The organism is Promicromonospora sp. NPDC110617 (assembly GCF_055598465.1).
The window spans coordinates 2,127,912-2,149,930 of record NZ_JBVKBM010000001.1 but is presented as its reverse complement, the minus strand read 5'-3'; the positions used below and the strand labels follow the sequence as shown (position 1 = coordinate 2,149,930).

Below are 22,019 nucleotides of genomic sequence, written 5' to 3'. Positions count from 1 at the left end.
CACCGGCGGTCATCGCCAGGCGGCGACGATCTCTTCCGGCCCCCAGTGCTCCGCCAGCGGAAGCCCGGCCTCGAACCCGCTCCGGGCCACGGCGACCAGAGGCGTGTCCTGGTCGGTACCGGGCACGACACCACGTGCACGGGCAAGGTCGTCGAGCTCGTGTCGCCCGAACGTGTCGGCCTCGTACCACTTCACGGAGCCGATGAATTCGACGCGCCGTGCTGTTGGGGCACGGTCGGCCCCCACCAGGTCCACCTCAGGATTGTTCTGCCGGTTCCACCATCCACCGACCGCCTCGATGTCCGACCACCGGGACCCGAGCAGGACCCGCATCAGCGACTCCCGGACGAGCGGTTCCACCGCCCTGCCACGCCAGGTGCTCCACGACCGCTCGATGCGGTCGAGCGCCAGGTCCCCGCGCCCGCGCTCGACGAGTGGGATGGCGCGACGCAGGAAGGCGAGCCAGAAACGCAGGTACGGGTCCCCCAGGCGGTATCGCTTGTTCTTGGTGTCCGACGACGTCGAGAGCGGGAGGTCGGTCTCGACGATCCGCTTGGCCTCCAAGGTCCTGAGCAGGGGGTTCAACGTGCCTGCCGGCAGGGAGCCCGAGTTCCCGGCCGCCGCGGCGATGGCAGAGAACGTCCGCTCGCCGTCGCCCACGGCCTCCAGGATCGCCCTGCTTCGTGAGGACTCCGGGAACTCGCCGAGCAGCGAGAGCTCGCCGGCGACGAGAAGCGGCGCGAGCGGGTCGCCCAGTGCACCGCGAAGGAACTCGACCCGTGACTGGCCGGATGCCCAGGTCCGGACGATCTCGGGGAACCCGCCGGTGATCAGGTGCGCATCGATCGCGTCCGCGGGACCCAGGTCAGCCATCGCCTGGACGTCCGCCACGCTCAGCGGCGCGATGTCGATCTTGGTCGCACGCCCGAAGAACGGACGGCCGTAGGTCTGCAACGCCTCCATGACCGACAGGTCGCTGCCGATGAGGAGCAGCAGCACGGGCTTCTGCGAGAGGTGCTGGTCCCAGACCGTCTGGAGCGCCCCTTCGAACTCCGGGTCCTGCTCGACCAGCCACGGCACCTCGTCGAGGACGACAACGGTCGGCCTGTCGTCCGGAAGTACCTCGGAGAGCGCGCGGAGCGTGCCGTTCCAGTCCGGTGGGCTCAGGTGCGCGAAGATCTCGGGCACCTGCAGGCTCGACTGGGTGAGCGTCGCGAGAAACTCTCGCCGCTCGGCCATCGCATTGCGTCCCCGTGTCGCCTGGAACACGAGGTAGTCACGCCCGCTGCGATCGCAGAACTCCTGCGCCAGGCGCGACTTACCGACACGCCGTCGGCCAGTCATGATCAGTGCCTTGCCTCGCGTGGTGCCCGTTCCTGCCTCAACAACGTCCAGCAGGCCCGCGAGCCGGCGCAGGTCCGGGTCACGTCCGCGAAACTCCATGGCCGGCCTCCGTAAACTAAGATCGAATCTTACTAAGATTGAATCTTAGTTTACGGACCGCAGGCCCGCCCTACGGCCGCAGGATCTTGCGGGCCCGCGCCACGTCGTCGTTCATCTGGGCGATCAGCGGCTCCATGCCGTCGAACCGCAGCGTCGGGCGCAGGTGCGCCACGAACTCGAGCACGACCGTCTGGTCGTACAGGTCGAGGTCGGTGCGGTCGAGCACGTAGGCCTCGACCCGGCGCTCCACGCCGTCGAAGGTCGGGTTGGTGCCCACGGAGATCGCGGCGGGCAGGATCTCCTCCTGCCCCAGGCCAGCGCCGGAGGCGGTCGCCCGGTCGTGCTCCGGCCCGGCGAGGCTCGCGCACGTCGCGGCGGTGCCGCGGCGCAGCCAGCCCGCGTAGACCCCGTCCGCCGGGACCAGGCCGGTGATGTCGCCGAGGTTGGCGGTCGGGAAGCCCATCTCGCGGCCGCGCGCGTCGCCGTGCACCACGGTGCCGCGCACGAGGTGCGGGCGGCCGAGCACGTCGGCGGCCTGGTCGACGTCGCCCTCCGCGAGCAGGGCGCGCACCGCCGTCGAGGACCACCGCTGGTGCCCCTCGCCCTCGCCGGCCGAGTCGCCGACGTCCTCGATCGCGACGACCTCGAAACCGTGCTGCCCACCGAGCTCGACCATCGTGGCGAGCGTGCCCGCGTTCTGCTTGCCGAAGCGCACGTCGTGCCCCACCACCACGGTGCGGGCCCGCAGGCCGTCGACCAGGTACCGGGACACGAACTCCTCGGGCGTCTGCGCCGCGAAGTCGAGGGTGTAGTTGACCAGCAGGGTCGCGTCGAGACCGGTGCGCTCCATGAGCGCCAGGCGGTCCTCCAGGCCCGTGATCAGCTCGGGGGCCGAGTCCGGCCGGTGCACCGCGGAGGGGTGCGGGTGGAACGTCACGGCGACGGCGCGGGCCGCGTCGCTCCGGGCGAGCCGGAGGATGCGGTCGAGCACCGCCTGGTGGCCGCGGTGGACGCCGTCGAAGTTGCCGATCGTCACCACTGATGGCCCGAATCCCGGGGGAACCTGTTCCAGGTCCGTCCACAGCTGCACGCGGGTTGCTCCTCATGAATCGGGTGGCGCGTGTGCCTCCTGCCGCTCGCGCGGCGTCCGGCACCGTCGTCAAGCGTAGCCCGAGCGCGGGGATGTCCTGTCGTCGGCGCGGTCCGGGCGGGTCAGCGCGGCAGGATCCGGCGTGCCCCGTCCAGGTAGGCCCGGCCGTCGAAGCCGTCGAGCATCGCCGACTGGAAGATGAAACCCTGGCCGAGGCCCATCAGCACCGGCACCAGCCGGTCCACGGCCACCTCGACGCCGTCCGGCGCGTGGTCCGGGTGCGCCTCGAACCAGTGCCGCAGGGCGCCGGCGAAGGCCGACCGGAGCGTGCCCACCCCGTCGTTCACCACGGCGCGCATCTCGGGGTCCACGGTGGCCTCGCCCCAGAGCTGGACCAGGAGCCCGAGGTCCATCCCCTCCCCCAGCACCCCGGTGAGCACGATCTCCAGCACCTCGGCGGGATCCGGCGGGTCGCCGTCGGCCGCGGCCTCGACGAGATCGGCGTTCCGGCGCGCCAGCACGGACCGGGCCACGGCGGTGAACAGCTCGCGCTTGCCCTCGAAGTGGCCGTAGACGGCTCCCGTGGACAGCCCCGCCTCCGCGATGACGTCCGCCATCGAGGTGTGCTGGTAGCCCTTGGTCGCGAACGCGCGGCGCGCCGCGTCGACGATCTCGGCGCGGCGGGCGTCCCGGCGAGCGTCACTGATCTTCGGCACCGGCCACCTCCGTCGTCGGGACCTGGGGGATGTCCAGGCGATTGACAAGCATACGGTCGCGGAGCATGGTTGCCCATAAAGAACGAGCGTTCGTTTTTTTAGATATGGAGCAACCCTTGTCCTACGACGCACCAGCGCCCCACACCCCGGCAGGCCGGGTCATCGGAGTGGCCCTGGCTCTCACCCTCGTGCTCACCGTGTTCGTGCTCGCGTTCTCGTGGCCCTCGATCACGGCCGAGCCACGCGACCTGCCTGTCGCCGTCGTCGGGTCCGACGACGCCGTCAGCGCCGTCCGCGAGAACCTCGACGAGGCCCAGCCCGGAGCCGTCGAGCTGATGGAGGCCGACGACCGGGCCGCCGTCGTCGAGGCCATCGAGACGCGCGAGGTCTACGGCGGCATCGTCCTCGGCGACCCGGCCGCGGGCCAGGCGCCCGAGGTGCTCACCTCCTCCGCGGCGAGCGGTGTCACGCACCAGCTCATGACGCAGATCGCCGCACAGCTGCAGGAGGGCATCCGCGCGCAGGCCGACGCGGCCACGGCCGCCGCCCTGGCCGAGGCACAGCAGCAGGCCGCCGCGGCCGTGCAGGCCGCGGTCCAGCAGGCACTCGAGGCCGCGGCCCAGGGTGAGACGCCGCAGGCGCCGCCGGCCGGCGACGCCGAGGCGCCCGAGCTGCCCCAGGTCCCGACGGTGACGGTCACCGACGTGGTCCCGCTGTCCGCCGACGACCCGCGTGGCACCGGCTTCACCGCCGCCCTGTTCCCGCTCCTGCTGGGCGGGATGATCGGCGGCATCGGCATCTCGATCGCCGTCACCGGGGCCCTGCGCCGGGTGCTCGCCGTCACCGTGTACTCGGTGGTCGGCGGCGGGATCCTCGTGGGCATCCTGCACTTCTGGTTCGGCACCGTCCAGGGCGACTGGCTGCTCGACGCCGCCACCCTCGCCTTGTCGATCGCCGCGATCGCGGCCCCCATCACCGGGTTCGTCGCCGTGCTCGGACGCGCGGGTATCGCCCTCGGGCCGGTGGTCATGATGCTGGTCGGGAACCCGATCTCGGGTGCGGCGATGCCGCCCGAGTTCCTGCCCTGGCACTGGGGCGAGATCGGTCAGTGGCTTCCGCCGGGCGCCAGCGCGACCCTGCTGCGCGACGTCTCGTACTTCCCCGACGCCGACGCGTCGGCGGCCTGGCTGGCGCTGGCCGTGTGGACCGCCGCGGGCGTGCTGCTGTCGATCGTGGGGCACGCCCGTGCGACGGGTACGGCACGTCGGGCCCCGGCGCTGACCGGTCCGGCCTGACGGGTCCCTGGTGCTCGTGCCCGGCTCAGGAAGCGGGCGCGAGCACCAGGACCGGCTTGGCGAGGACCTCCCCGCGGCGCCGCGTGTCCTCCAGCAGCGCCACGAGCGTGCCCGACGGCGACAGCGCCGCCACGACCTCGGCCTGCCCCGAGGGCTCGACCCACTGGCCGTACCCGAGCGCGCGCACCTCGGCCTCGTCGAGCTCGCGCACCGGGAAGGTGCCGCGCGCGGCGTCGGCCAGCGGGAGCGTGGCCAGCGTGCCGTCGGCGTCGGCCTGCGCCTCCAGCTCCTGCAGCGTCCGGGCGCCGGCCAGCAGATAGCCGCCCACCCGCGTGCGGCGCAGCGCGGTCAGGTGTCCGCCGGTGCCGAGCGCGTCGCCGAGGTCGCGGGCCAGGGCGCGCACGTAGGTGCCGGACGAGACGGTGACGCGCACGTCGACGTCCACCACGGGCACCTCGCGGGTGGGGCCGTCACCGGGTTCGGCGGCCGTGGGGGCGACGCCGGGCTCGGCAGCGGGGTCGACCTCCGGATCACCGTCCGCGAGGTCGCCGTCGGGCACGACCGCCGTCGTCGTGCGGACGTCCAGGACCTCGAACCGGGACACGGTGACGGGCCGCGCCTTCAGCGCGACCTCCTCACCCGCCCGGACGCGCGCGTAGGCGCGCTTGCCGTCCACCTTGATCGCGGACACGGACGTGGGCACCTGCAGGATGTCGCCCGTGAGATCCGCGATCGCGGCGTCCAGCGCCGCCCGGTCCACGCGCCCCACGGCGTCCGGGCCGGCCACCTCGGCCACCGTCCCCTCGGCGTCGTCCGTGGTCGTGGCCACGCCCAGCCGGATCGTGGCGTCGTAGTCCTTGTCGGCGCCCACCACATAGGTCAGCAGCTTGGTCGCCCGGCCGATCCCGAGCACGAGCACGCCGGTCGCCATCGGGTCGAGCGTGCCGGCGTGGCCGACCTTGCGTGTCCCGGCCAGGCGCCGCATCCGCCCGACGACGTCGTGGCTGGTCCAGCCCTGCGGCTTGTCGACCACGACGAACCCGTCGGCAGCCGTGGGACGGCGCGCGGGAGCCTGCGAGGTGGGAGAGGTCATGGGGATCAGTATCCCGCGCCCGCGGAGCGCCGCGCGGCGTCGAGGTCCGCCTTGGTCAGGACGGCGCGGACCTCCACGCCGACGTCCGCCAGGGGCGTGCTGCCGGCCGGGCTGCGGTCGATCGCGCAGACCACCGTGTCGACGACGGCCCCGGCGGCCCGGAGCGCGGACGTCGCGTCGCGGACGGCGCCCCCGGTCGTGATCACGTCCTCGACGAGCACGACCCGACGGCCCTCGACCGGCGGCCCCTCCGCGAGCTTCGCGGTGCCGTACTCCTTGGCCTGCTTGCGCACGTACAGCGCGCCCGTGCCGGTCAGGCCGCTGAGCACGGTCACGATCGGCACCCCGCCGAGCTCGAGGCCGCCGAGCAGCTCGGCGCCCGCGGGGACCAGCGGCACCATCTGACGAGCGACCCGGGCCAGCAGCGCCGGGTCCGTCTCGAACAGGTACTTGTCGAAGTACTCCGACGCCACCTGGCCCGACCGGAGCGTGAACGTCCCGGTCAGGCGGCAGGCGGCGTCGATGTCACGCGCGAGCGCGGGGTCGGAGGTCACTCGGTCTCGGCGTCGTCCTCGCGCGGCTTCTTGTACGGGTCCTCGTCGCCCGCGTACCGGGCGCCGGCACGCAGTGCCTCGAGCTCGGCGTCCCGCTTGCGCGCCTCGATCAGCGCGGCGTCGAGGTGGGCGGCCGTGTCGGGGACCGAGTCGAGGTGGAACTCGATGGTGGGCGTCAGGCGCACACCGGTCTGCTTGCCCACCTCGGAGCGGATCATGCCCGTGGCGCTCTTCAGCGCCGCGGCCGTTCCCTCACGGTCCTCGTCCGAGCCGTAGACCGTGTAGAACACCGACGCGTTCTGCAGGTCGCCGGTGACGCGGACGTCCGTGACCGTCACGAAGCCGAGCCGCGGATCCTTGATCCGCGAGTCGATCATCTGCGCGACGATCACCTTGATGCGGTCGGCGAGCTTACGAGCCCGCGGATTGTCGACCATGGTCCTTTTCCTTTCCGACTCCGCCGAGTCAGCATGCTGGTCCGCCCGAACCCCGGGAAGTCCCGGGATCTGGACGGACCAGCATGCTGACTCGGCGACAGTGGTGTCAGTCGCGCGGCTTCTCGCGCATCTCGAAGGTCTCGATGATGTCGCCCTCGGTGACGTCGTTGAACGACCCGAGACCGATACCGCACTCGAAGCCCTCGCGGACCTCGGTGACGTCGTCCTTCTCGCGACGGAGCGACTCGATCGTGAGGTTGTCCCCCACGACGGTGCCGTTGCGGAGCACGCGCGCCTTCGAGTTGCGTCGGATGGTGCCCGAGCGGACCACCGAACCGGCGATGTTGCCGAACTTCGAGGAACGGAAGACCTGACGGATCTCCGCGGTCCCGAGCTGGACCTCCTCGTACTCCGGCTTGAGCATGCCCTTGAGGGCCGCCTCGACGTCCTCGATCGCCTGGTAGATGACCGAGTAGAACTTGACGTCGACGCCTTCGCGCTCCGCCAGCTCCTCGACGCGCTCGCCGTACTTCACGTTGAAGCCGATGATCACGGCGCTGTCGACGGTGGCCAGGTTGACGTCGTTCTGCGTGATCGCACCCACACCACGGTGGATGACGCGCAGCTCGACCTCCTCGCCCACGTCGATCTTGAGCAGCGCGTCCTCCAGTGCCTCGACGGCACCGGACACGTCGCCCTTGAGGATGAGGTTGAGGCTCTCGACCTTGCCCTTCTTGAGCTCGGTGTCGAAGTCCTCGAGGCTGATCCGCTTGCGGCGCTTGGCCAGCGTCGCGGCGCGCTCGGCGGCCTCACGCTTCTCGGCGATCTGGCGTGCCGTGCGGTCGTCCGGCGCCACGAGGAACGTGTCACCGGCGCTCGGGACGCTGGTGAGACCCAGCACCTGGACCGGACGGGCGGGCGTCGCGGCGTCGACCGCGTTGCCGTGCTCGTCGAACATCGCACGCACACGGCCGTGGGCCGTGCCGGCGACGATCGAGTCGCCGACGTGCAGCGTGCCCGACTGGACCAGCACCGTGGCCACGGGGCCACGGCCCTTGTCGAGGTTGGCCTCGATCGCGACGCCGCGCGCGTCCTTGGACGGGTTGGCGCGCAGGTCGAGGGCCGCGTCGGCGGTCAGCAGGACGGCCTCGATGAGGTCGTCGATGCCGATCCCCGGCTTGGCCGCGACATCCACGAACATCGTGTCGCCGCCGTACTCCTCGGCCACCAGGTTGTACTCGGTGAGCTGCTGACGCACCTTCGCCGGGTTGGCACCCTCGACGTCGATCTTGTTGACGGCGACGACGATCGGCACGCCGGCGGCCTGCGCGTGGTTCACGGCCTCGACCGTCTGCGGCATCACACCGTCGTCGGCCGCGACCACGAGGATCGCGATGTCCGTGACCTGGGCACCACGGGCACGCATGGCGGTGAACGCCTCGTGACCCGGGGTGTCGATGAACGTGATGGCACGCTCGGTGCCCTCGTGCTCGTGCGTGATCTGGTAGGCACCGATGTGCTGCGTGATGCCACCGTGCTCGCCCGCCACCACGTCCGACTTGCGGATGGCGTCGAGCAGCTTGGTCTTACCGTGGTCGACGTGACCCATGACGGTCACGACCGGCGGACGGGCGGCCAGGTCGTCGTCGGACTCCCCTGCCTCCTCGGCCTCCAGGTCGATGTCGAACGACCCGAGCAGCTCGCGGTCCTCCTCCTCGGCCGAGACCATCTCGATCTGGTAGCCGAGCTCGGTCGCGAGCGTGCCGAACGTGTCCTCGTCGAGCGACTGCGTGGCCGTGGCCATCTCGCCCAGGTGGAACAGGACGGTCACGAGCGCCGCGGGGTTCGCGTCGATCTTGTCGGCGAAGTCGTTCAGCGACGCACCGTGGCGCAGGCGCACGACCGTGCTGCCGTTGCCGCGGGGAACCTGCACGCCGCCGAGCGACGGGGCCTGCATCGCCTCGAACTCCTGGCGCTTCGCCCGGCGCGACTTACGACCGCGGACCGGCTTGCCGCCGGCGCGCCCGAAGGCACCCTGCGTCGCACCGCGACCACCGGCACCCCGGCGCGGGCCGCCGAAGCCGCCGCCACCACCGGGACGGCCCGGAGCACCGGCACCGCCGGCGCCCCCAGGACCGGGACGGCCACCGCCGCCGCCACCGGGGCGACCGCGGCCACCACCCGGAGCCGGGCGGTCGCCCGGACGCGGCATGTTGGTCTTGCCCGGCATCATGCCGGGGTTCGGGCGCGGGCCGCCGCCACCGGTGCCACCGGGACGGGGCGCCGAGGGACGCGGGCCACCGGGACGGGGACCGCCCGGGCGCTCGCCGGCCGACTCGCTGCGCTCGGGGCGCTGCCCCGGACGCGGCATGCCCTGGCTGGTCGCGAAGGGGTTGTTGCCCGGACGCGGGTTACCGCCACCGGGACGCTCGCCGCCACCGGCCGCAGGACGGCCACCACGGCCGCCACCGGGACGGGGCATGCCCTGGCTGGTCGCGAAGGGGTTGTTGCCCGGACGCGGGTTACCGCCACCCGGACGGCCACCACGGCCGCCGTCACGACCACCCGGACGCGCGCCGGAGGGGGCGGCGGCGGGCTTGGGCGCACCGGGCTTGGGGGCCGCGGCGGCCGGCTTCGGCGCACCGGGCTTGGGCGCAGCGGCGGCCGGCGTGGCCGATGCCGCAGGCACCGCAGGGGTCTGCTCGGCCGCCGGGGCCGGGGCGGGAGCCGCCGGCGCAGGGGTCGGTGCCGGGGCGGGCGCGGGTGCGGGTGCCGCCTCGGACCTGGGTGCCGGGGCCGGTGCGGGAGCCGGGGCAGGTGCCGCCTCGGCAGGCTTACGGGCCGCGGGCTTCGCGGCCGGCTTCGGCGCGCTCTTCGCGGCCGGCTTCGCCGCGGCGCCCTTGTCGGACGCGCCAGCGGCGCCACCGACGGGGAACTTGTCGCGCATCGCTCGCTCGACCGGGGCCTCGAGGGTCGAGGAGGCCGAGCGGACGAACTCGCCCGCGGCCTTCAGCTCGCCCATCAGGGTCTTGCTCTCCACTCCGAGCTGCTTTGCCAGCTCGTGAACGCGGATCTTCGCCACATCTCTCCTGTCTCGGTCCGTCCCGGGACAGGGAGGACCACCGTTAGTACTGCGTACTCATCGCTGGGGACTCATCGGGTGCCCATCGGCTTCAAACCCGCTTCCTTGTCGACGAACTTCGTGATTCGGCCGGGTGCTCTGTCGCGCCCGGTCGGAACGGTCTTGCGGTCGGCACCCTCACCGGCCGAGGTGTGCTCGCACCTCGCCGAGGTCGAGAGGCCCGTCGGCGCGCAGTGCGCGGGGGACGGCCCTGCGGCGCTCGGCGAGCTCCAGGCACTGCGGCACCGGGTGGACCCAGGCGCCACGACCCGGCAGACAGGCACGGACGTCGACGACGATGCGCCGTGGCTCTGCCACGTCGACATCATGCATCGGGGTGTCCAGCACCAGACGCAGGAGTGCAGACCGCTGGTCGCGCCCCCGGCATCCGACACACGTCCGCACCGGGCCCATGACAGGCGGAGCGGGGTATGTCGAAGGACGAGCACGCGGCCCAGACTCGGACAGTCTACCGCGCCGACCCACCGGGCGTTACCGACCGCTCTGTGCGTCGGCGGCGGCGCCACCTGCGTCGGCGTCCGCCGCCTCGTCCGAGCGGATGTCGATCCGCCACCCCGTCAGCTTCGCGGCGAGCCGGGCGTTCTGCCCTTCCTTGCCGATCGCGAGAGACAGCTGGTAGTCGGGGACGATCGCCCGTGCGGCACGCGCGTCGGCGTCGACCACTGTGACGGACGACACACGCGCCGGCGACAGCGCGCTGGCCACGAAGGACGCGGGGTCGTCGCTGTGGTCGACGATGTCGATCTTCTCGCCGTGCAGCTCGGCCATCACGGCGCGCACGCGGGCGCCCATCGGGCCGATGCACGCACCCTTGGCGTTGAGCCCCGACACGCGGGAACGCACGGCCATCTTGGTGCGGTGCCCCGCCTCGCGGGCGATGGCGGTGATCTCCACCGAGCCGTCCGCGATCTCCGGGACCTCGAGCTCGAAGAGCTTGCGCACCAGGTTCGGGTGCGTACGGCTCAACGTGATCTGGGGGCCCTTCATTCCGCGGCTGACCTCCACCACGTAGGCGCGCAGCCGCTCGCCGTGCACGTACTCCTCGGTGGGTACCTGCTCGTGCGGGGGCAGCACGGCCTCGGTGCCGCCCACGTCCACGAGCACCATGCGCGGGTCGCGGCCCTGCTGGATGACGCCGGCCAGGACCTCGCCCTCCTTGCCGCGGAAGGTGCCGAGCACCTGGTCGTCCTCGGCGTCGCGCAGCCGCTGGACGATCACCTGGCGGGCCGTCGCGGTCGCGATGCGGCCGAAGTCCTGCGGGGTGTCGTCGAACTCGGGCCCGAGCTCCACCACGGGACGCGCATCCGGGTCCTCGGGGTCCGTGGCGCCGGGCAGCTCCTCGCGCGCCCACACCGTCACGTGGCCCGACGCGCGGTCCACCTCGACCCGGGCCCGGTTGTAGGCGTCCGGGGTGCGGTGGTAGGCCGAGAGGAGCGCCTGCTCGATGGCCGCGACGAGCACGTCCAGGCTGAGGTCCCTCTCGCGCTCCAGCATCCGGAGCGTGCTCATGTCGATGTCCATGTCAGCCTTCCTCGTTGCGGCCGGGGTGACCCTCGGTCGTGTTGTCCGTAGCGGCACCGTCCGAGTCCTCGTCGGTGTCTTCACCTGCACTCTCGCCCAGTTCCGAATCCTCGGCATCCTGGGCGTCCTCGAGCCGTCGCAGCTCGACCTCGACCTTGCCCCGGGCGACGTCGCCGGCGGGGAGCCGCCGGTCGTCGTCGAGCACCAGGACGGCACCGTCGGCGTCGTCGAGCACGTCGGTCAGCCGACCCTCGACCCGGCTGCCGTCGGTGAGCTTGAGCGTCACCATCCGCGTCCGGGCGCGCTTGAAGTGCCGCAGCTCGGTCAGCGGCCGGGAGGTGCCCGGCGTCGAGATCTCGAGCGTGTAGGCGCCGGCGACGACGTCGTCCGTGTCCAGCGCCGCGGAGATCGCGCGCGACACGTCGCCGAGGACGTCGGAGTCCAGGCTGCCCACGGCGTCGTCCGGCAGGTCGACGGTGACCCGGACCACGGACTTGCTGCCCGCCCGGGTGGCGCTCACCTCCTCGAGGTAGAGCCCCGCGGCCTCGACCACCGGTCCCACCACCTCGCGGACCGCATCCGCCTGCTGTGTCATCGACTGCCTCCCGTCGGCTCCCCCGGGCGGGGGCACGGTTCGAGCCGGAACGGTTCGACCGATGTGCTGTTGTTGTCTGCGTCAAGCCTAACGAAGCGTCGGACCTCGGCACTTCGCGAAGAACGTGATGTCCGTGACCCGACCGCAACCGGCCAGGGACGAACGGGGTTCCGGAACATGGCATCATCGGCCACGATGAACGCCTCGAACCGCACGGCCCGTACCCGACGCCGGTCAGGCCTGACCGCGCTGGCCCTGACCTGCGCGATCATTCTCTCAGGTTGCGGGCTGCGGCTCGAGACGCCGCCGCCGACCGAGCCGGTGCCGGACGCGGCGGAGGTCCTGCGGCGCACTGCGGTGGCCGACGCGCTGCTGGTGGCCGACCAGGCCGAGGCCGCCGCGACGTCGGACGGGATCAGGGCCGCCGTCAGGACCGAGCTCACCGTCATCGCCGAGACGGCGACCGTGCAGGCGGAGGAGCTCGGCGGCGAGTACGACTCGGGCCTCGGCGACATCGTGGCCGAGGACTCCGGCTCCTCGCCCTCCGCGACCGCCGAGGAGCCGACGCCGCGGGCCGTCGTCACGTCGCTGCGCGACGCGGCGACGCGCACCCGGGCTGCCGCCGACCAGGCGCAGTCCGGGCCGCTGGGCCGACTGCTCGCCTCGATCTCCACGTCGCAGACGCAGCACGCCAGGACCCTCGCGCAGCTCACCGGCGCCGACGGCCCCGCCCTGCCCTCCACGACGATCCCCGAGCCCGCCGATCCCGCTCCGGAGCCCAGCGAAGGCGACGAGGGTTCGGCGACACCGGCGTCGGCCACGAGCGAGGAGGCGCCCGTGGCGCCCACCGGTCTGGCGGCCGAGGACCTGAGCGCCCTGATCCTGGCCGAGGACACGGCCGCCTACGCGCTCGAGGTACGGGCGGCGCAGGCCGACGAGCCGATCCGCACCCAGGCGCTCGACCGAGCCGTCGTGCACCGCGCGCGGGCCCGGGACTGGGCCGTCCTCGCGGGGACGGCCGGGACCGACCAGGATCCGCGGCGCGTCGCCTACGCGGTGCCCGGGCCGGAGACCACCACGACGGACCTCGCCCGCGACCTCGAGAACGGCCTCGCGCAGAACTACGCCTCGCTGGTGGGCCTCGCCGAGCCGGGCACGCGCGCCGTGCTGGTCGCGCTCCTGACGGACTCCACGCTCGCCGGCGCCCGGTGGGGCGCTCCGGCAGTCCCGTTCCCGGGACTGCCGGAGCTCGCCTGACGGCCGGGCCCGACCTGGGCCTCAGGCCAGCAGGGCGTCGACCCGCTCGACCACGGCGTCCACGATGCCGTCGACAGGGAACTGCTCCGCCTCGCCCGCGCGCGGCCGGACCTCGACCACGCCGTCGGCGAGGGTCTTGCCCACGGTGACCACGAGCGGGGCGCCGAGCAGCTCGGCGTCCTTGAACTTCACGCCGATCGACGTCTTCCCGGCCCGGTCGTCGTAGAGCACCTCGACGCCGCGTGCCGCGAGCTCGTCCGCGATCTTCGCGGACGCCTCGAACACCGCGGCATCCTTGCCCCCCGCGATCAGGTGCACGTGTGCCGGAGCCACGTGCGCCGGCCAAGCCAGGCCGCGCTCGTCGTGGTTGGCCTCGGCCAGCGCGGCCAGGGCACGCGTGACGCCGACGCCGTACGAGCCCATGGTCACCACGGCCTGCTTGCCGTTCTCGTCGAGCACGACCAGACCCAGGGCCTCGGCGTACTTGCGGCCGAGCTGGAAGATGTGGCCCATCTCGATGCCGCGGGCGAGCTCCAGCGGGCCGGAGCCGTCGGGCGCCGGGTCGCCGGCGCGCACCTCGGCGGCCTCGACGGTGCCGTCGGCCGTGAAGTCGCGGCCGGCCACCAGGTCGAACACGTGCTTGCCGGGCGCGTTGGCGCCGGTGATCCAGCGGGTGCCGGGCACCACGCGGGGGTCCAGCAGGTAACGGATGGCCGGGACCTTCTCGCCGTCCTCGCCCTCGACCTGCTCGCCCTGGGGACCGAGCGCCTGCGGCCCGATGTAGCCCTTGACCAGCTGGGGGAACTTCTTGAAGTCCTCCTCGGTGGCGGCCTCGGGCTCGGCCGGCGTCAGCGCCGCCTCGATGCGCTTGAGGTCGACCTCGCGGTCGCCGGGCAGGCCGACGACGACCAGCTCGCGGGTGCCGTCGGGCTGGACCAGCGCGAGCACCACGTTCTTCAGGGTGTCGGCCGCGGTCCAGGCCCGGTCGGGGCGGGGGAACTTCGCGTTGGCGACGTCGACCAGCGTGGCGATCGTCGGGGTGTCGGGGGTGTCCTCGACGTGGGCCGCGGGGGCGTCGTCGTACGGGATCGCCTCGGGGACGGGCGTGACCACGGCCTCGACGTTGGCGGCGTAGCCGCCGGGCGAGCGCACGAACGTGTCCTCGCCGATCGGCGAGGGCGAGAGGAACTCCTCGGAGCGGGAGCCGCCCATGGCGCCCGACATGGCGGAGACGATCACGTAGTCCAGGCCGAGGCGCGTGAAGATCTTCTCGTACGCCTCGCGGTGCTTCTGGTAGCTGACGTCCAGGCCCTCGTCCTTGACGTCGAAGGAGTACGAGTCCTTCATGATGAACTCGCGCCCGCGGATCAGGCCCGCGCGGGGGCGCGCCTCGTCGCGGTACTTGGTCTGGATCTGAAAGAGCGTGACCGGCAGGTCCTTGTACGACGAGTACAGGTCCTTGACCAGGAGCGCGAACATCTCCTCGTGCGTGGGCGCGAGCAGGTAGTCGGCGTCCTTGCGGTCCTTGAGCCGGAACAGGCCGGCGCCGTACTCCTCCCAGCGGCCCGTCGCCTCGTAGGGCTCCCGCGGCAGCAGCGCCGGGAAGTGCACCTCCTGGCCGCCGATCGCGACCATCTCCTCGCGGACGATCGCCTCGATCTTGGCCAGCACCCGCAGACCGAGCGGCAGCCACGAGTAGATGCCCGGGGCGGCCCGGCGGATGTACCCGGCCCGCACGAGGAGCTTGTGGCTGGCGACCTCGGCCTCGGCCGGGTCCTCGCGCAGGGTACGGACGAAGAGGGACGACATGCGCAGCACGTCGCCCTGAGTGAGGCGTGCGGAAGACATGGGGCACAGCCTATCCGCGCGAGGCGCTGCGGCTCGCCTGGAATTCGTGGTCCTTACCTTGCCGTGTCCCGGGAAGTTGCGGAGGATGAGGCCATGCCGGAGCTGCCCGAGGTCGCCGCGCTCGCCGACTTCCTGCGCGCGCGGACCGCGGGGCGCACGGTGAGCGCGGTGGAGGTCGGTTCGATCGCGGCGCTCAAGACGTTCGACCCGCCGCCCGCGGCGCTCGCCGGGGGCCAGGTCACGGACGTGGCCCGGCACGGCAAGTGGCTGGACCTGGCGATCTCCCCGGCCTCCGCCGACGCCGCCCCGCTCCACCTGGTCTTCCATCTCTCCCGGGGCGGCTGGGTGCGCTGGTCGGACGCCCTGTCGACCAAGCCCGTCCGGCCGTCGCTCGGCGGTTCCAGCCGGGGCGCCGTCCTCGCCCTGCGCGTGCGGCTCGACGACGGCTCCGGGTTCGACCTGACCGAGGCGGGAACCCGCAAACGGCTCGCGGTGCACGTGGTCCGTGACCCGGCCGACGTCGAGATGATCGCCTCGCTGGGCGTGGAGCCGCTGGCGCCCGAGTTCACCACCGACGTGCTGGCCCAGCTGCTCGCGGCGAAGAACCAGCAGGTCAAGGGACTGCTGCGCGACCAGCGGGCCATCGCGGGGATCGGCAACGCCTACAGCGACGAGATCCTGCTCGTGGGCCGGTTCAGCCCGTACAAGCTGACCGGGACGTTCACGCCGGAGGAGACCGCCCGGCTGCACACGGCGATCGGCGACGTGCTCACGGAGGCGATCGAGGCGGCGTCGGGCAAGCCGGCCAAGGAGCTCAAGGACGCCAAGCGGGCCGGGATGCGGGTGCACGGACGCACCGGCGAGCCGTGCCCGGGCTGGAACGGCGTGCCGTGCGGCGACACGGTGCACGAGGTGTCGTTCGCCGACCGGTCGATGCAGTACTGCCCCACGTGCCAGACGGGCGGCAAGCCGCTGGCGGACCGCCGCATGTCCAAGCTGCTGCGCTGACGGGGTCGGGGTCAGAACAGGACGGTCGCGAAGGTGCCCACCTGCTCGAACCCGACCCGCCGGTACGCGGCCATGGCCCGCTCGTTGTAGGCGTTCACATAGAGCGAGACGATCGGCGCGACCGACGCGCGGGTCGTCTCGACCACCGCGGCCATGCCCGACTCCGACCAGCCGCGGCCACGGAACGCCGGCTCCACCCAGACGCCCTGCACCTGGGCCACCCCGCCGGCCACCGCGCCGAGCTCGGCCTTGAAGCCCACGGCGGGCCGCCCCGCGCCGTCGGGCACGAGGCGGACGAACGACCGCCCCTCCGCGATGAGCGACTTCACGCGCTCCGCGTAGGCGGAGCCGCCGGAGGCGACAGGCGAGTAGCCGACCTCCTCGGTGAACATGCGCACGCAGGCGGGGAGCACGAGCTCGAGCTCGGCCGGGACCGAGCGGCGGACCGTGGGCTCGGGCGGCACCGAGGGTGCCGTCCCGATGGCCATCGACGGCTGGTCGGCGCGGATGTCCCGGGCCGGTGGCCAGTGCGGGGACAGCCGTTCCCAGAGCGCGAGCGCTGCCCCCTGCTCCCCCACGATCGACGACGACCGGCGCCCGTACACGCGGGCGACCGCCGTGAAGGCGGCGATCGCCTCGGCACGGCGGGCTGGTTCGGTGATCGGGACCACGGGCACCAGGTTGGCGCCGGACCAGCACACCGCCTCGAGCGGGCCGACGGCGGGGAACCCCCACGCCTGGCCCGCGGCGGCGCCGAACCCGGACCGCGCCGCGATCTCCAGCCGGGCCGTGGCGAGCACCGAGGCGACCGGGTCGACGGCGCAGACCGCGAGCGCCGCCGTCAGGTCGGCGCGCGTCAGGGCCCGGGCGAGGACCTCGCCCCGGTCGAGCTGCGCGCGAATGTCCCCTTCGCCCGGTTCGAACGGCCCGTCAGGGCGCGCCCCGGCCGGAACCGGGGTGCGCCACCGAGCCATGCCTTGCTCCGTTCGAGTCCGACCCTTCAGTATCGCCCGAGTCCGAGGTGCTGCTCCGGCTCAGCCGACGGAGACGACCGGCGAACCGGCCTGTGCCTCATTCTCCGGCGTGGGCATCTCGTCCGCGATCCGCATCGCCTCTTCGATGAGGGTCTCGACGATCATCGCCTCGGGAACGGTCTTGATGACCTCGCCCTTGACGAAGATCTGGCCCTTGCCGTTGCCCGACGCCACACCGAGGTCGGCCTCGCGGGCCTCGCCCGGGCCGTTGACGACGCAGCCCATGACGGCGACGCGCAGCGGGACCGTCATGCCCTCCAGGCCGGCGGTGACCTTCTCGGCGAGCGTGTACACGTCCACCTGGGCGCGGCCGCAGGATGGGCAGGACACGATCTCGAGCTTGCGGGGCCGCAGGTTCAGCGCCTGCAGGATCTGGTTGCCGACCTTGACCTCCTCGACCGGCGGGGCCGAGAGGGAGACGCGGATCGTGTCGCCGATGCCCTTGCTGAGCAGTGCGCCGAACGCGGTGGCCGACTTGATGGTGCCCTGGAAGGCGGGGCCGGCCTCGGTGACGCCGAGGTGCAGCGGCCAGTCGCCCCGCTCGGAGAGCAGCTCGTAGGCGCGCACCATCACGACCGGGTCGTTGTGCTTGACCGAGATCTTGAAGTCGTGGAAGTCGTGCTCCTCGAAGAGGCTGGCCTCCCACACGGCGGACTCCACGAGGGCCTCCGGGGTGGGCTTGCCGTACTTCTCCAGGATGCGCTTGTCGAGCGAGCCCGCGTTGACGCCGATCCGCAGAGAGACCCCGGCGTCCTTGGCCGCCTGGGCGATCTGCTTGACCTGGTCGTCGAACTTGCGGATGTTGCCCGGGTTGACGCGGACGGCGGCGCAGCCGGCGTCGATCGCGGCGTACACGTACTTGGGCTGGAAGTGGATGTCCGCGATCACGGGGATCTGGGACTTCTTCGCGATGATCGGCAGCGCCTCGGCGTCGTCGGCGCTCGGGACGGCGACGCGCACGATGTCGCAGCCTGCCGTGGTGAGCTCCGCGATCTGCTGGAGGGTCGCGTTGATGTCGGTGGTGGGCGTGGTGGTCATGGACTGCACGCTGATGGGAGCGTCACCGCCCACCTCCACCTTGCCGACCTTGATCTTCCGGGTCTTGCGGCGAGGGGCGAGGACCGGCGGGGGTGCTGCTGGCATGCCGAGGCTGATTGCGGTCACGGACTCAGTATCCACTCTTCGGAGGGGTCAAAACGCACATCGTGCCCGGCGTCACGTGATCCGCACGGGATCCACCAGGTCAGCCACGACGAGGACGCCGCCCACACCCAGCAGGATCAGGAAGACCACGTACGCCACGGGAGTCATGCGCGCGACGTCGGCCGGGCCGGGCAGGACGGCCGCCCCGCGCACCCGGGCGACCGTGCGCTTGCCGCCCTCGTAGAGGGCGTTGACCAGGTGCCCGCCGTCGAGCGGCAGCAGCGGGATGAGGTTGAAGACGAACAGCGCGATGTTGAGGCTCGCGAGCAGGCTCAGGTAGATCATCACGCGGTCGAGGATCGCCTCGTCCAGCGCCATGATCTCGCCGCTGATCCGGGCCACGCCCACCATCGACTGGACCGAGTCCTGCGAGCGCTCCTCGTCCGTGAAGGCCTGGGTGGCCGCGTCGGCCACGCGGACCGGCAGGGTCGCCACCATGGTCGCGGTCTGCCAGGTCATGTTGCCCACCTCGGGCAGCACGCGGGACAGGGGCTGGCGCTCACGGACCTGGAGCGGGGAGAAGCCCACGAAGCCGCCGGGCTCGACGACGGGCTCGCCGTCGGCACCCAGGACCGCGACACCCTGCTCGTCCACGACCGGGCGCTCCGTGGGGGCGGGGGTGACCTCGAGCGAGACGCGCTCGCCGTCGCGCAGCACCACGACCTCGGACTCCTGCCCGGCGGACTCGTTGATGAGGCCGACCAGCTGCTGCCAGCCGGTCACCTCGGTGCCGCCGAAGGAGACGACCTCGTCGCCGGGCTGGAGCCCTGCCGCGGCGGCGGGGGCGGCGGGCTGCCCCTCGCAGTCGTCACCCGTGGCGGTGGACGTCACGGAGGCGGGGACGCACTCGGAGAGCTGCGCGACCGTCGTGGAGACGGCGGGCAGGCCGTAGCCGATCAGGATGATCGCCATGAGGAACGTGGCGATCACGAGGTTCATGAAGGGCCCGCCGAACATGACGACGAGCTTCTTGGGCGTCGAGAGGTTGTAGAAGGCGCGGTGCTCCTCGCCGGGCCGCACCTCCGCGACCGACGCGTCGCGCGCGTCGGCGACGAGCTCGTTCCAGAAACCCTTGCCGCGGCGGGTGCCGGCGGGGGCGGGCGGCATCATGCCGACGAGGCGCACGAACCCGCCGAGGGGGATCGCCTTGATGCCGTACTCCGTCTCGCCCTTGGTGCGCGACCACAGGGTGGGCCCGAAGCCCACCATGTACTGGCTCACGCGCACGCCGAACTTCTTGGCCGGGATCATGTGCCCCAGCTCGTGCAGACCGACCGAGACCAGGACGCCCACCAGCAGGACGAGCACACCGATGATGTGCGGAACGATGCTCACGGGACCGAGACTACGACACCTCTCTGACAGCCCGGCGGGGACTGCACGGCTCCCCCCGCGACGGCCACCCGACGTTCACCCCATGCCGCCCACATGGTGATTCGTTGAAACATCGGTTACTGATCATTAACCTGTGGGCATGTCGGTTTCGTCCGTCCCTGGGTTTCGGGAGCTGCACGCGCACGGCCCGTCCTCCCTCGCGGAGAGCCTGACCTCGATGTTCCAGACCGAGGCGTGGTCCGCGGCCGACGGCGACTCCCGGGTGGCGCGGCAGCTGCGCGAGATCGGTGTGGACGTCAGCGCGATCTGGGCGGCCTCGCGCTGGAACATGGGCGACGACGGCGACGCGCCCAACCGCCGCCACCCCGTGCCCGGCGACCCACGCGGCCCGGAGACCGCCGCCGCGCTGCGCGCCGTCGTCGAGCGGCCGCGTGCCGCCGCGCTGCTCGGCGTCTACCTGTGGTCGCAGGCGAGCGACGCCCTGCAGTACACCTTCCGGCACGGCCGCATCATCGTGCCGCTGCGCGCCTTCGTCGAGACCTGGGAGACGTGCCGCGACCAGGCGCCCGACGACGTCTGCCGGGCCGAGGGCGACGCCGTCGCCGTGCTGCTGCGCACGCTGATCACCCAGATGCACACGGCGGCCGCGCGCAGCGCGGGCGACCTGCTCCGCGTGGCCGACGCCGCGGGGCGGGCCGGTGAGCGGTGCGGGGAGCTGCTGCAGGCCGCCCGGGCGATCCCCGACCCGACCTCGCCGTTCCGCCGCGCCCTCGTGCCCCAGGCCGTGACCCGCGTGCGGTACTTCCGCGCCCTGGCCGAGGCCGCGCGGGCGGCGTCCGAGGCCATGGCCGGGGAACCCGCCCGGCTGGGCCCCGCGCTGGACGGCCTGCGCGCCGCCGAGACCGACCGGCACCTCAACTACATCCTGGCCAGCGAGCTGCGCTCCTACCGGATGCACCTGACCGAGCTGTACCGCAACCTCGACTCGACCTGGCTCACGCTCGACCGGCTGCGGACCGTCTACGTCTACCCGTTCGGGCTGCGGGACGTGCGGCCCGCCGCGGCGGTCACCGCCATCCGCCGTCTCGCGCACCGGGACGAGCACCCGGAGCTGCTCGGCGTCCAGGCCTTCGCCGTCCGCGGCCGCCTCAAGATGGACGACGTCTGGGCGAGCGTCGACCGGGCCGCCCGCCCCTACGGGGGCGCGTCGCTGTCCATGCCGAACGTGCGCCTGGAGCAGCCCGACGGGACGTTCATCGCGGAGCTGTCCTGCGACGTGCGGTTCACCGAGTTCGGCAACCACTACGTGCGGTTCCGGTACTCGTCGCGCGACCAGTCACCGCAGCAGGTCCGCGACGCCCGGTTCCGCCTGTCCAACCTGCACGCCGACATCCGCGTGCGGTGGATCGCGCTGGACGGATCCCCCGTCGACGTCGACCCCGGCGGCGCACTGCCGCCGGAACGCCTCTTCGACCTGGCCGACCTGCTCCAGCGCGCGACGGCGGACCTGGTCCGCAAGGGCACCGAGATCGCCCAGGGGCGGGCCCACGTGGTCACCACGGTCTACGAGGCGAGCCGGGGCCGCGGCCCGGCCGCGCCCCCGGAGCGCCGGACGCCGGTCACCATGGGCGACGAGATGCTGGCCGCGTTCGGCTCGCAGGTGCTGCTGCAGCCCGTGTCCTACGGCACGGCCACGCTGTGCGACTGGACGCTGCGCCAGCGCAACCCCGTGCTCCTGGAGGGGGTGCGGCACCTGGGCGACGTCGTGGCGGTGGCCACCAACTCGACCACCGTCGCGCTGGTCGGCACGGCGCACTTCAAGATCTCCCAGTACGGCTCGCTCGCCGAGTTCGTCGCCAGCCTCAACGGGCTGTTCAGCGCCTGGAACGCCACCCTGGCGGACCACCTGCGGATCGTCGCGACCATGCTCGCCGACCACGACGTGAACAACGGCGCCGACCTCGCCGACCGCAAGGAGCGGCTCACGCGCGAGCAGCTGCGGCTGCACGAGTTCGCCTCGGAGGTGCGCACGACCCTGACCACGATCACCTCCCCCACGTTCCTCGCCTCCGCCCTGGAGTCGCGGATGCTCAACCAGCTCCTGCACGCGTCGCGGTTCGAGCAGCAGGCCGCCGTCGTCACGGAACGGCTGCGCGAGCTGCTGCAGGAGCCCATTGCGGCCCGGCTGGCCGCGCTCGAGCGCCTGCACGGCGACCGCGAGCGCGCGGCGGAGGCCCGGCGGGAGCGGTCCCGGCGCCGGCTGATGGACGGCACGCTGTCGGCCATCACGGTGTTCGCCGGGGTGTACGCCCTGATCGGCACGGTCCAGGTGGCGCTGGACGCGTCGCTGATCGGCCCGCTCCAGGCGGTCACGGCGACCGCGCTGGTCACCGTGGGGGCGCTGGTGACGGGCTGGGCGGTGTTCAACTGGACGAGCCGCCGCTGACC

18 protein-coding genes are annotated in these 22,019 nt (G+C 72.7%); 4 read left to right on the top strand and 14 right to left on the bottom strand.

Annotated elements, in window-relative coordinates:
* Positions 1-9: 9 nt before the first annotated feature.
* From ACZ7LE_RS09435 to ACZ7LE_RS09425, 3 genes are all read right to left on the bottom strand, one after another.
* Positions 10-1,443, bottom strand: a complete 1,434-nt coding sequence (locus ACZ7LE_RS09435; protein ID WP_470403012.1) for an ATP-binding protein — start codon at positions 1,441-1,443, stop codon at positions 10-12.
* 70 nt (positions 1,444-1,513) lie between these two features.
* Positions 1,514-2,533 (bottom strand): bifunctional riboflavin kinase/FAD synthetase, encoded by a 1,020-nt coding sequence (locus tag ACZ7LE_RS09430; RefSeq protein WP_470403011.1) that lies wholly within the window; start codon positions 2,531-2,533, stop codon positions 1,514-1,516.
* Between the two features lie 122 nt (positions 2,534-2,655).
* Complete coding sequence (locus ACZ7LE_RS09425; RefSeq protein ID WP_470403010.1) at positions 2,656-3,249, bottom strand: TetR/AcrR family transcriptional regulator; 594 nt, start codon at positions 3,247-3,249, stop codon at positions 2,656-2,658.
* 116 nt (positions 3,250-3,365) lie between these two features.
* On the opposite strand from ACZ7LE_RS09425, the gene ACZ7LE_RS09420 reads away from it, so the two are divergent.
* On the top strand, positions 3,366-4,544 hold the full coding sequence (locus ACZ7LE_RS09420) for an ABC transporter permease (protein WP_470403009.1): 1,179 nt from the start codon (positions 3,366-3,368) through the stop codon (positions 4,542-4,544).
* Between the two features lie 25 nt (positions 4,545-4,569).
* Here ACZ7LE_RS09420 and truB read toward each other — a convergent pair whose 3' ends face one another.
* The 7 genes from truB to ACZ7LE_RS09385 all read right to left on the bottom strand — a co-directional run bounded on the left by truB (position 4,570) and on the right by ACZ7LE_RS09385 (position 11,886).
* Complete coding sequence (truB, locus tag ACZ7LE_RS09415) at positions 4,570-5,637, bottom strand: tRNA pseudouridine(55) synthase TruB (RefSeq protein WP_470403008.1); 1,068 nt, start codon at positions 5,635-5,637, stop codon at positions 4,570-4,572.
* Between the two features lie 5 nt (positions 5,638-5,642).
* The gene (pyrE, locus tag ACZ7LE_RS09410) at positions 5,643-6,191 is read right to left on the bottom strand and encodes an orotate phosphoribosyltransferase (protein ID WP_470403007.1); all 549 of its coding nucleotides are present in this window, start codon (positions 6,189-6,191) and stop codon (positions 5,643-5,645) included.
* The gene (gene rbfA / locus ACZ7LE_RS09405; RefSeq protein ID WP_470403006.1) at positions 6,188-6,628 is read right to left on the bottom strand and encodes a 30S ribosome-binding factor RbfA; all 441 of its coding nucleotides are present in this window, start codon (positions 6,626-6,628) and stop codon (positions 6,188-6,190) included. The genes pyrE and rbfA overlap by 4 nt, the downstream gene beginning before the upstream one ends.
* 106 nt (positions 6,629-6,734) lie before the next feature.
* Positions 6,735-9,710: a translation initiation factor IF-2 gene (infB, locus tag ACZ7LE_RS09400; protein ID WP_470403005.1), complete on the bottom strand. Its 2,976-nt coding sequence runs from the start codon at positions 9,708-9,710 to the stop codon at positions 6,735-6,737.
* A 177-nt stretch (positions 9,711-9,887) separates the two neighbouring features.
* Positions 9,888-10,163 carry a YlxR family protein gene (locus tag ACZ7LE_RS09395; protein WP_182614532.1) on the bottom strand — a complete coding sequence of 92 codons (276 nt, stop codon included), beginning with the start codon at positions 10,161-10,163 and terminating at the stop codon, positions 9,888-9,890.
* Positions 10,164-10,241: 78 nt separating this feature from the next.
* Complete coding sequence (gene nusA / locus ACZ7LE_RS09390) at positions 10,242-11,291, bottom strand: transcription termination factor NusA (protein WP_470403004.1); 1,050 nt, start codon at positions 11,289-11,291, stop codon at positions 10,242-10,244.
* Position 11,292: 1 nt separating this feature from the next.
* A complete protein-coding gene (locus ACZ7LE_RS09385) occupies positions 11,293-11,886 on the bottom strand; it encodes a ribosome maturation factor RimP (RefSeq protein ID WP_470403003.1) in 594 nt (197 codons plus the stop codon).
* 195 nt (positions 11,887-12,081) lie between these two features.
* Here ACZ7LE_RS09385 and ACZ7LE_RS09380 point away from each other — a divergent pair, with 195 nt between their 5' ends.
* Entirely contained in the window at positions 12,082-13,143 is a 1,062-nt protein-coding gene (locus ACZ7LE_RS09380; RefSeq protein WP_470403002.1) for a DUF4439 domain-containing protein, read from the top strand.
* 21 nt (positions 13,144-13,164) lie between these two features.
* On the opposite strand, the gene ACZ7LE_RS09375 is transcribed toward ACZ7LE_RS09380, so the two are convergent.
* Positions 13,165-14,991: a proline--tRNA ligase gene (locus tag ACZ7LE_RS09375; protein WP_470403001.1), complete on the bottom strand. Its 1,827-nt coding sequence runs from the start codon at positions 14,989-14,991 to the stop codon at positions 13,165-13,167.
* 93 nt (positions 14,992-15,084) lie between these two features.
* Between ACZ7LE_RS09375 and ACZ7LE_RS09370 the strand changes: the two genes are divergently transcribed.
* A complete protein-coding gene (locus tag ACZ7LE_RS09370; RefSeq protein WP_470403000.1) occupies positions 15,085-15,999 on the top strand; it encodes an Fpg/Nei family DNA glycosylase in 915 nt (304 codons plus the stop codon).
* An 11-nt stretch (positions 16,000-16,010) separates the two neighbouring features.
* Here the strand turns inward: ACZ7LE_RS09370 and ACZ7LE_RS09365 are convergent, their stop codons facing one another.
* The 3 genes from ACZ7LE_RS09365 to ACZ7LE_RS09355 all read right to left on the bottom strand — a co-directional run bounded on the left by ACZ7LE_RS09365 (position 16,011) and on the right by ACZ7LE_RS09355 (position 19,571).
* Positions 16,011-16,973 carry a GNAT family N-acetyltransferase gene (locus ACZ7LE_RS09365; RefSeq protein ID WP_470402999.1) on the bottom strand — a complete coding sequence of 321 codons (963 nt, stop codon included), beginning with the start codon at positions 16,971-16,973 and terminating at the stop codon, positions 16,011-16,013.
* Between the two features lie 60 nt (positions 16,974-17,033).
* Positions 17,034-18,176 carry a flavodoxin-dependent (E)-4-hydroxy-3-methylbut-2-enyl-diphosphate synthase gene (gene ispG, locus ACZ7LE_RS09360; protein ID WP_285105307.1) on the bottom strand — a complete coding sequence of 381 codons (1,143 nt, stop codon included), beginning with the start codon at positions 18,174-18,176 and terminating at the stop codon, positions 17,034-17,036.
* 72 nt (positions 18,177-18,248) lie between these two features.
* Positions 18,249-19,571: a M50 family metallopeptidase gene (locus tag ACZ7LE_RS09355; RefSeq protein WP_470402998.1), complete on the bottom strand. Its 1,323-nt coding sequence runs from the start codon at positions 19,569-19,571 to the stop codon at positions 18,249-18,251.
* Positions 19,572-19,710: 139 nt separating this feature from the next.
* On the opposite strand from ACZ7LE_RS09355, the gene ACZ7LE_RS09350 reads away from it, so the two are divergent.
* Positions 19,711-22,017, top strand: a complete 2,307-nt coding sequence (locus ACZ7LE_RS09350) for a hypothetical protein (RefSeq protein ID WP_470402997.1) — start codon at positions 19,711-19,713, stop codon at positions 22,015-22,017.
* The last annotated feature ends 2 nt before the right edge of the window (positions 22,018-22,019 follow it).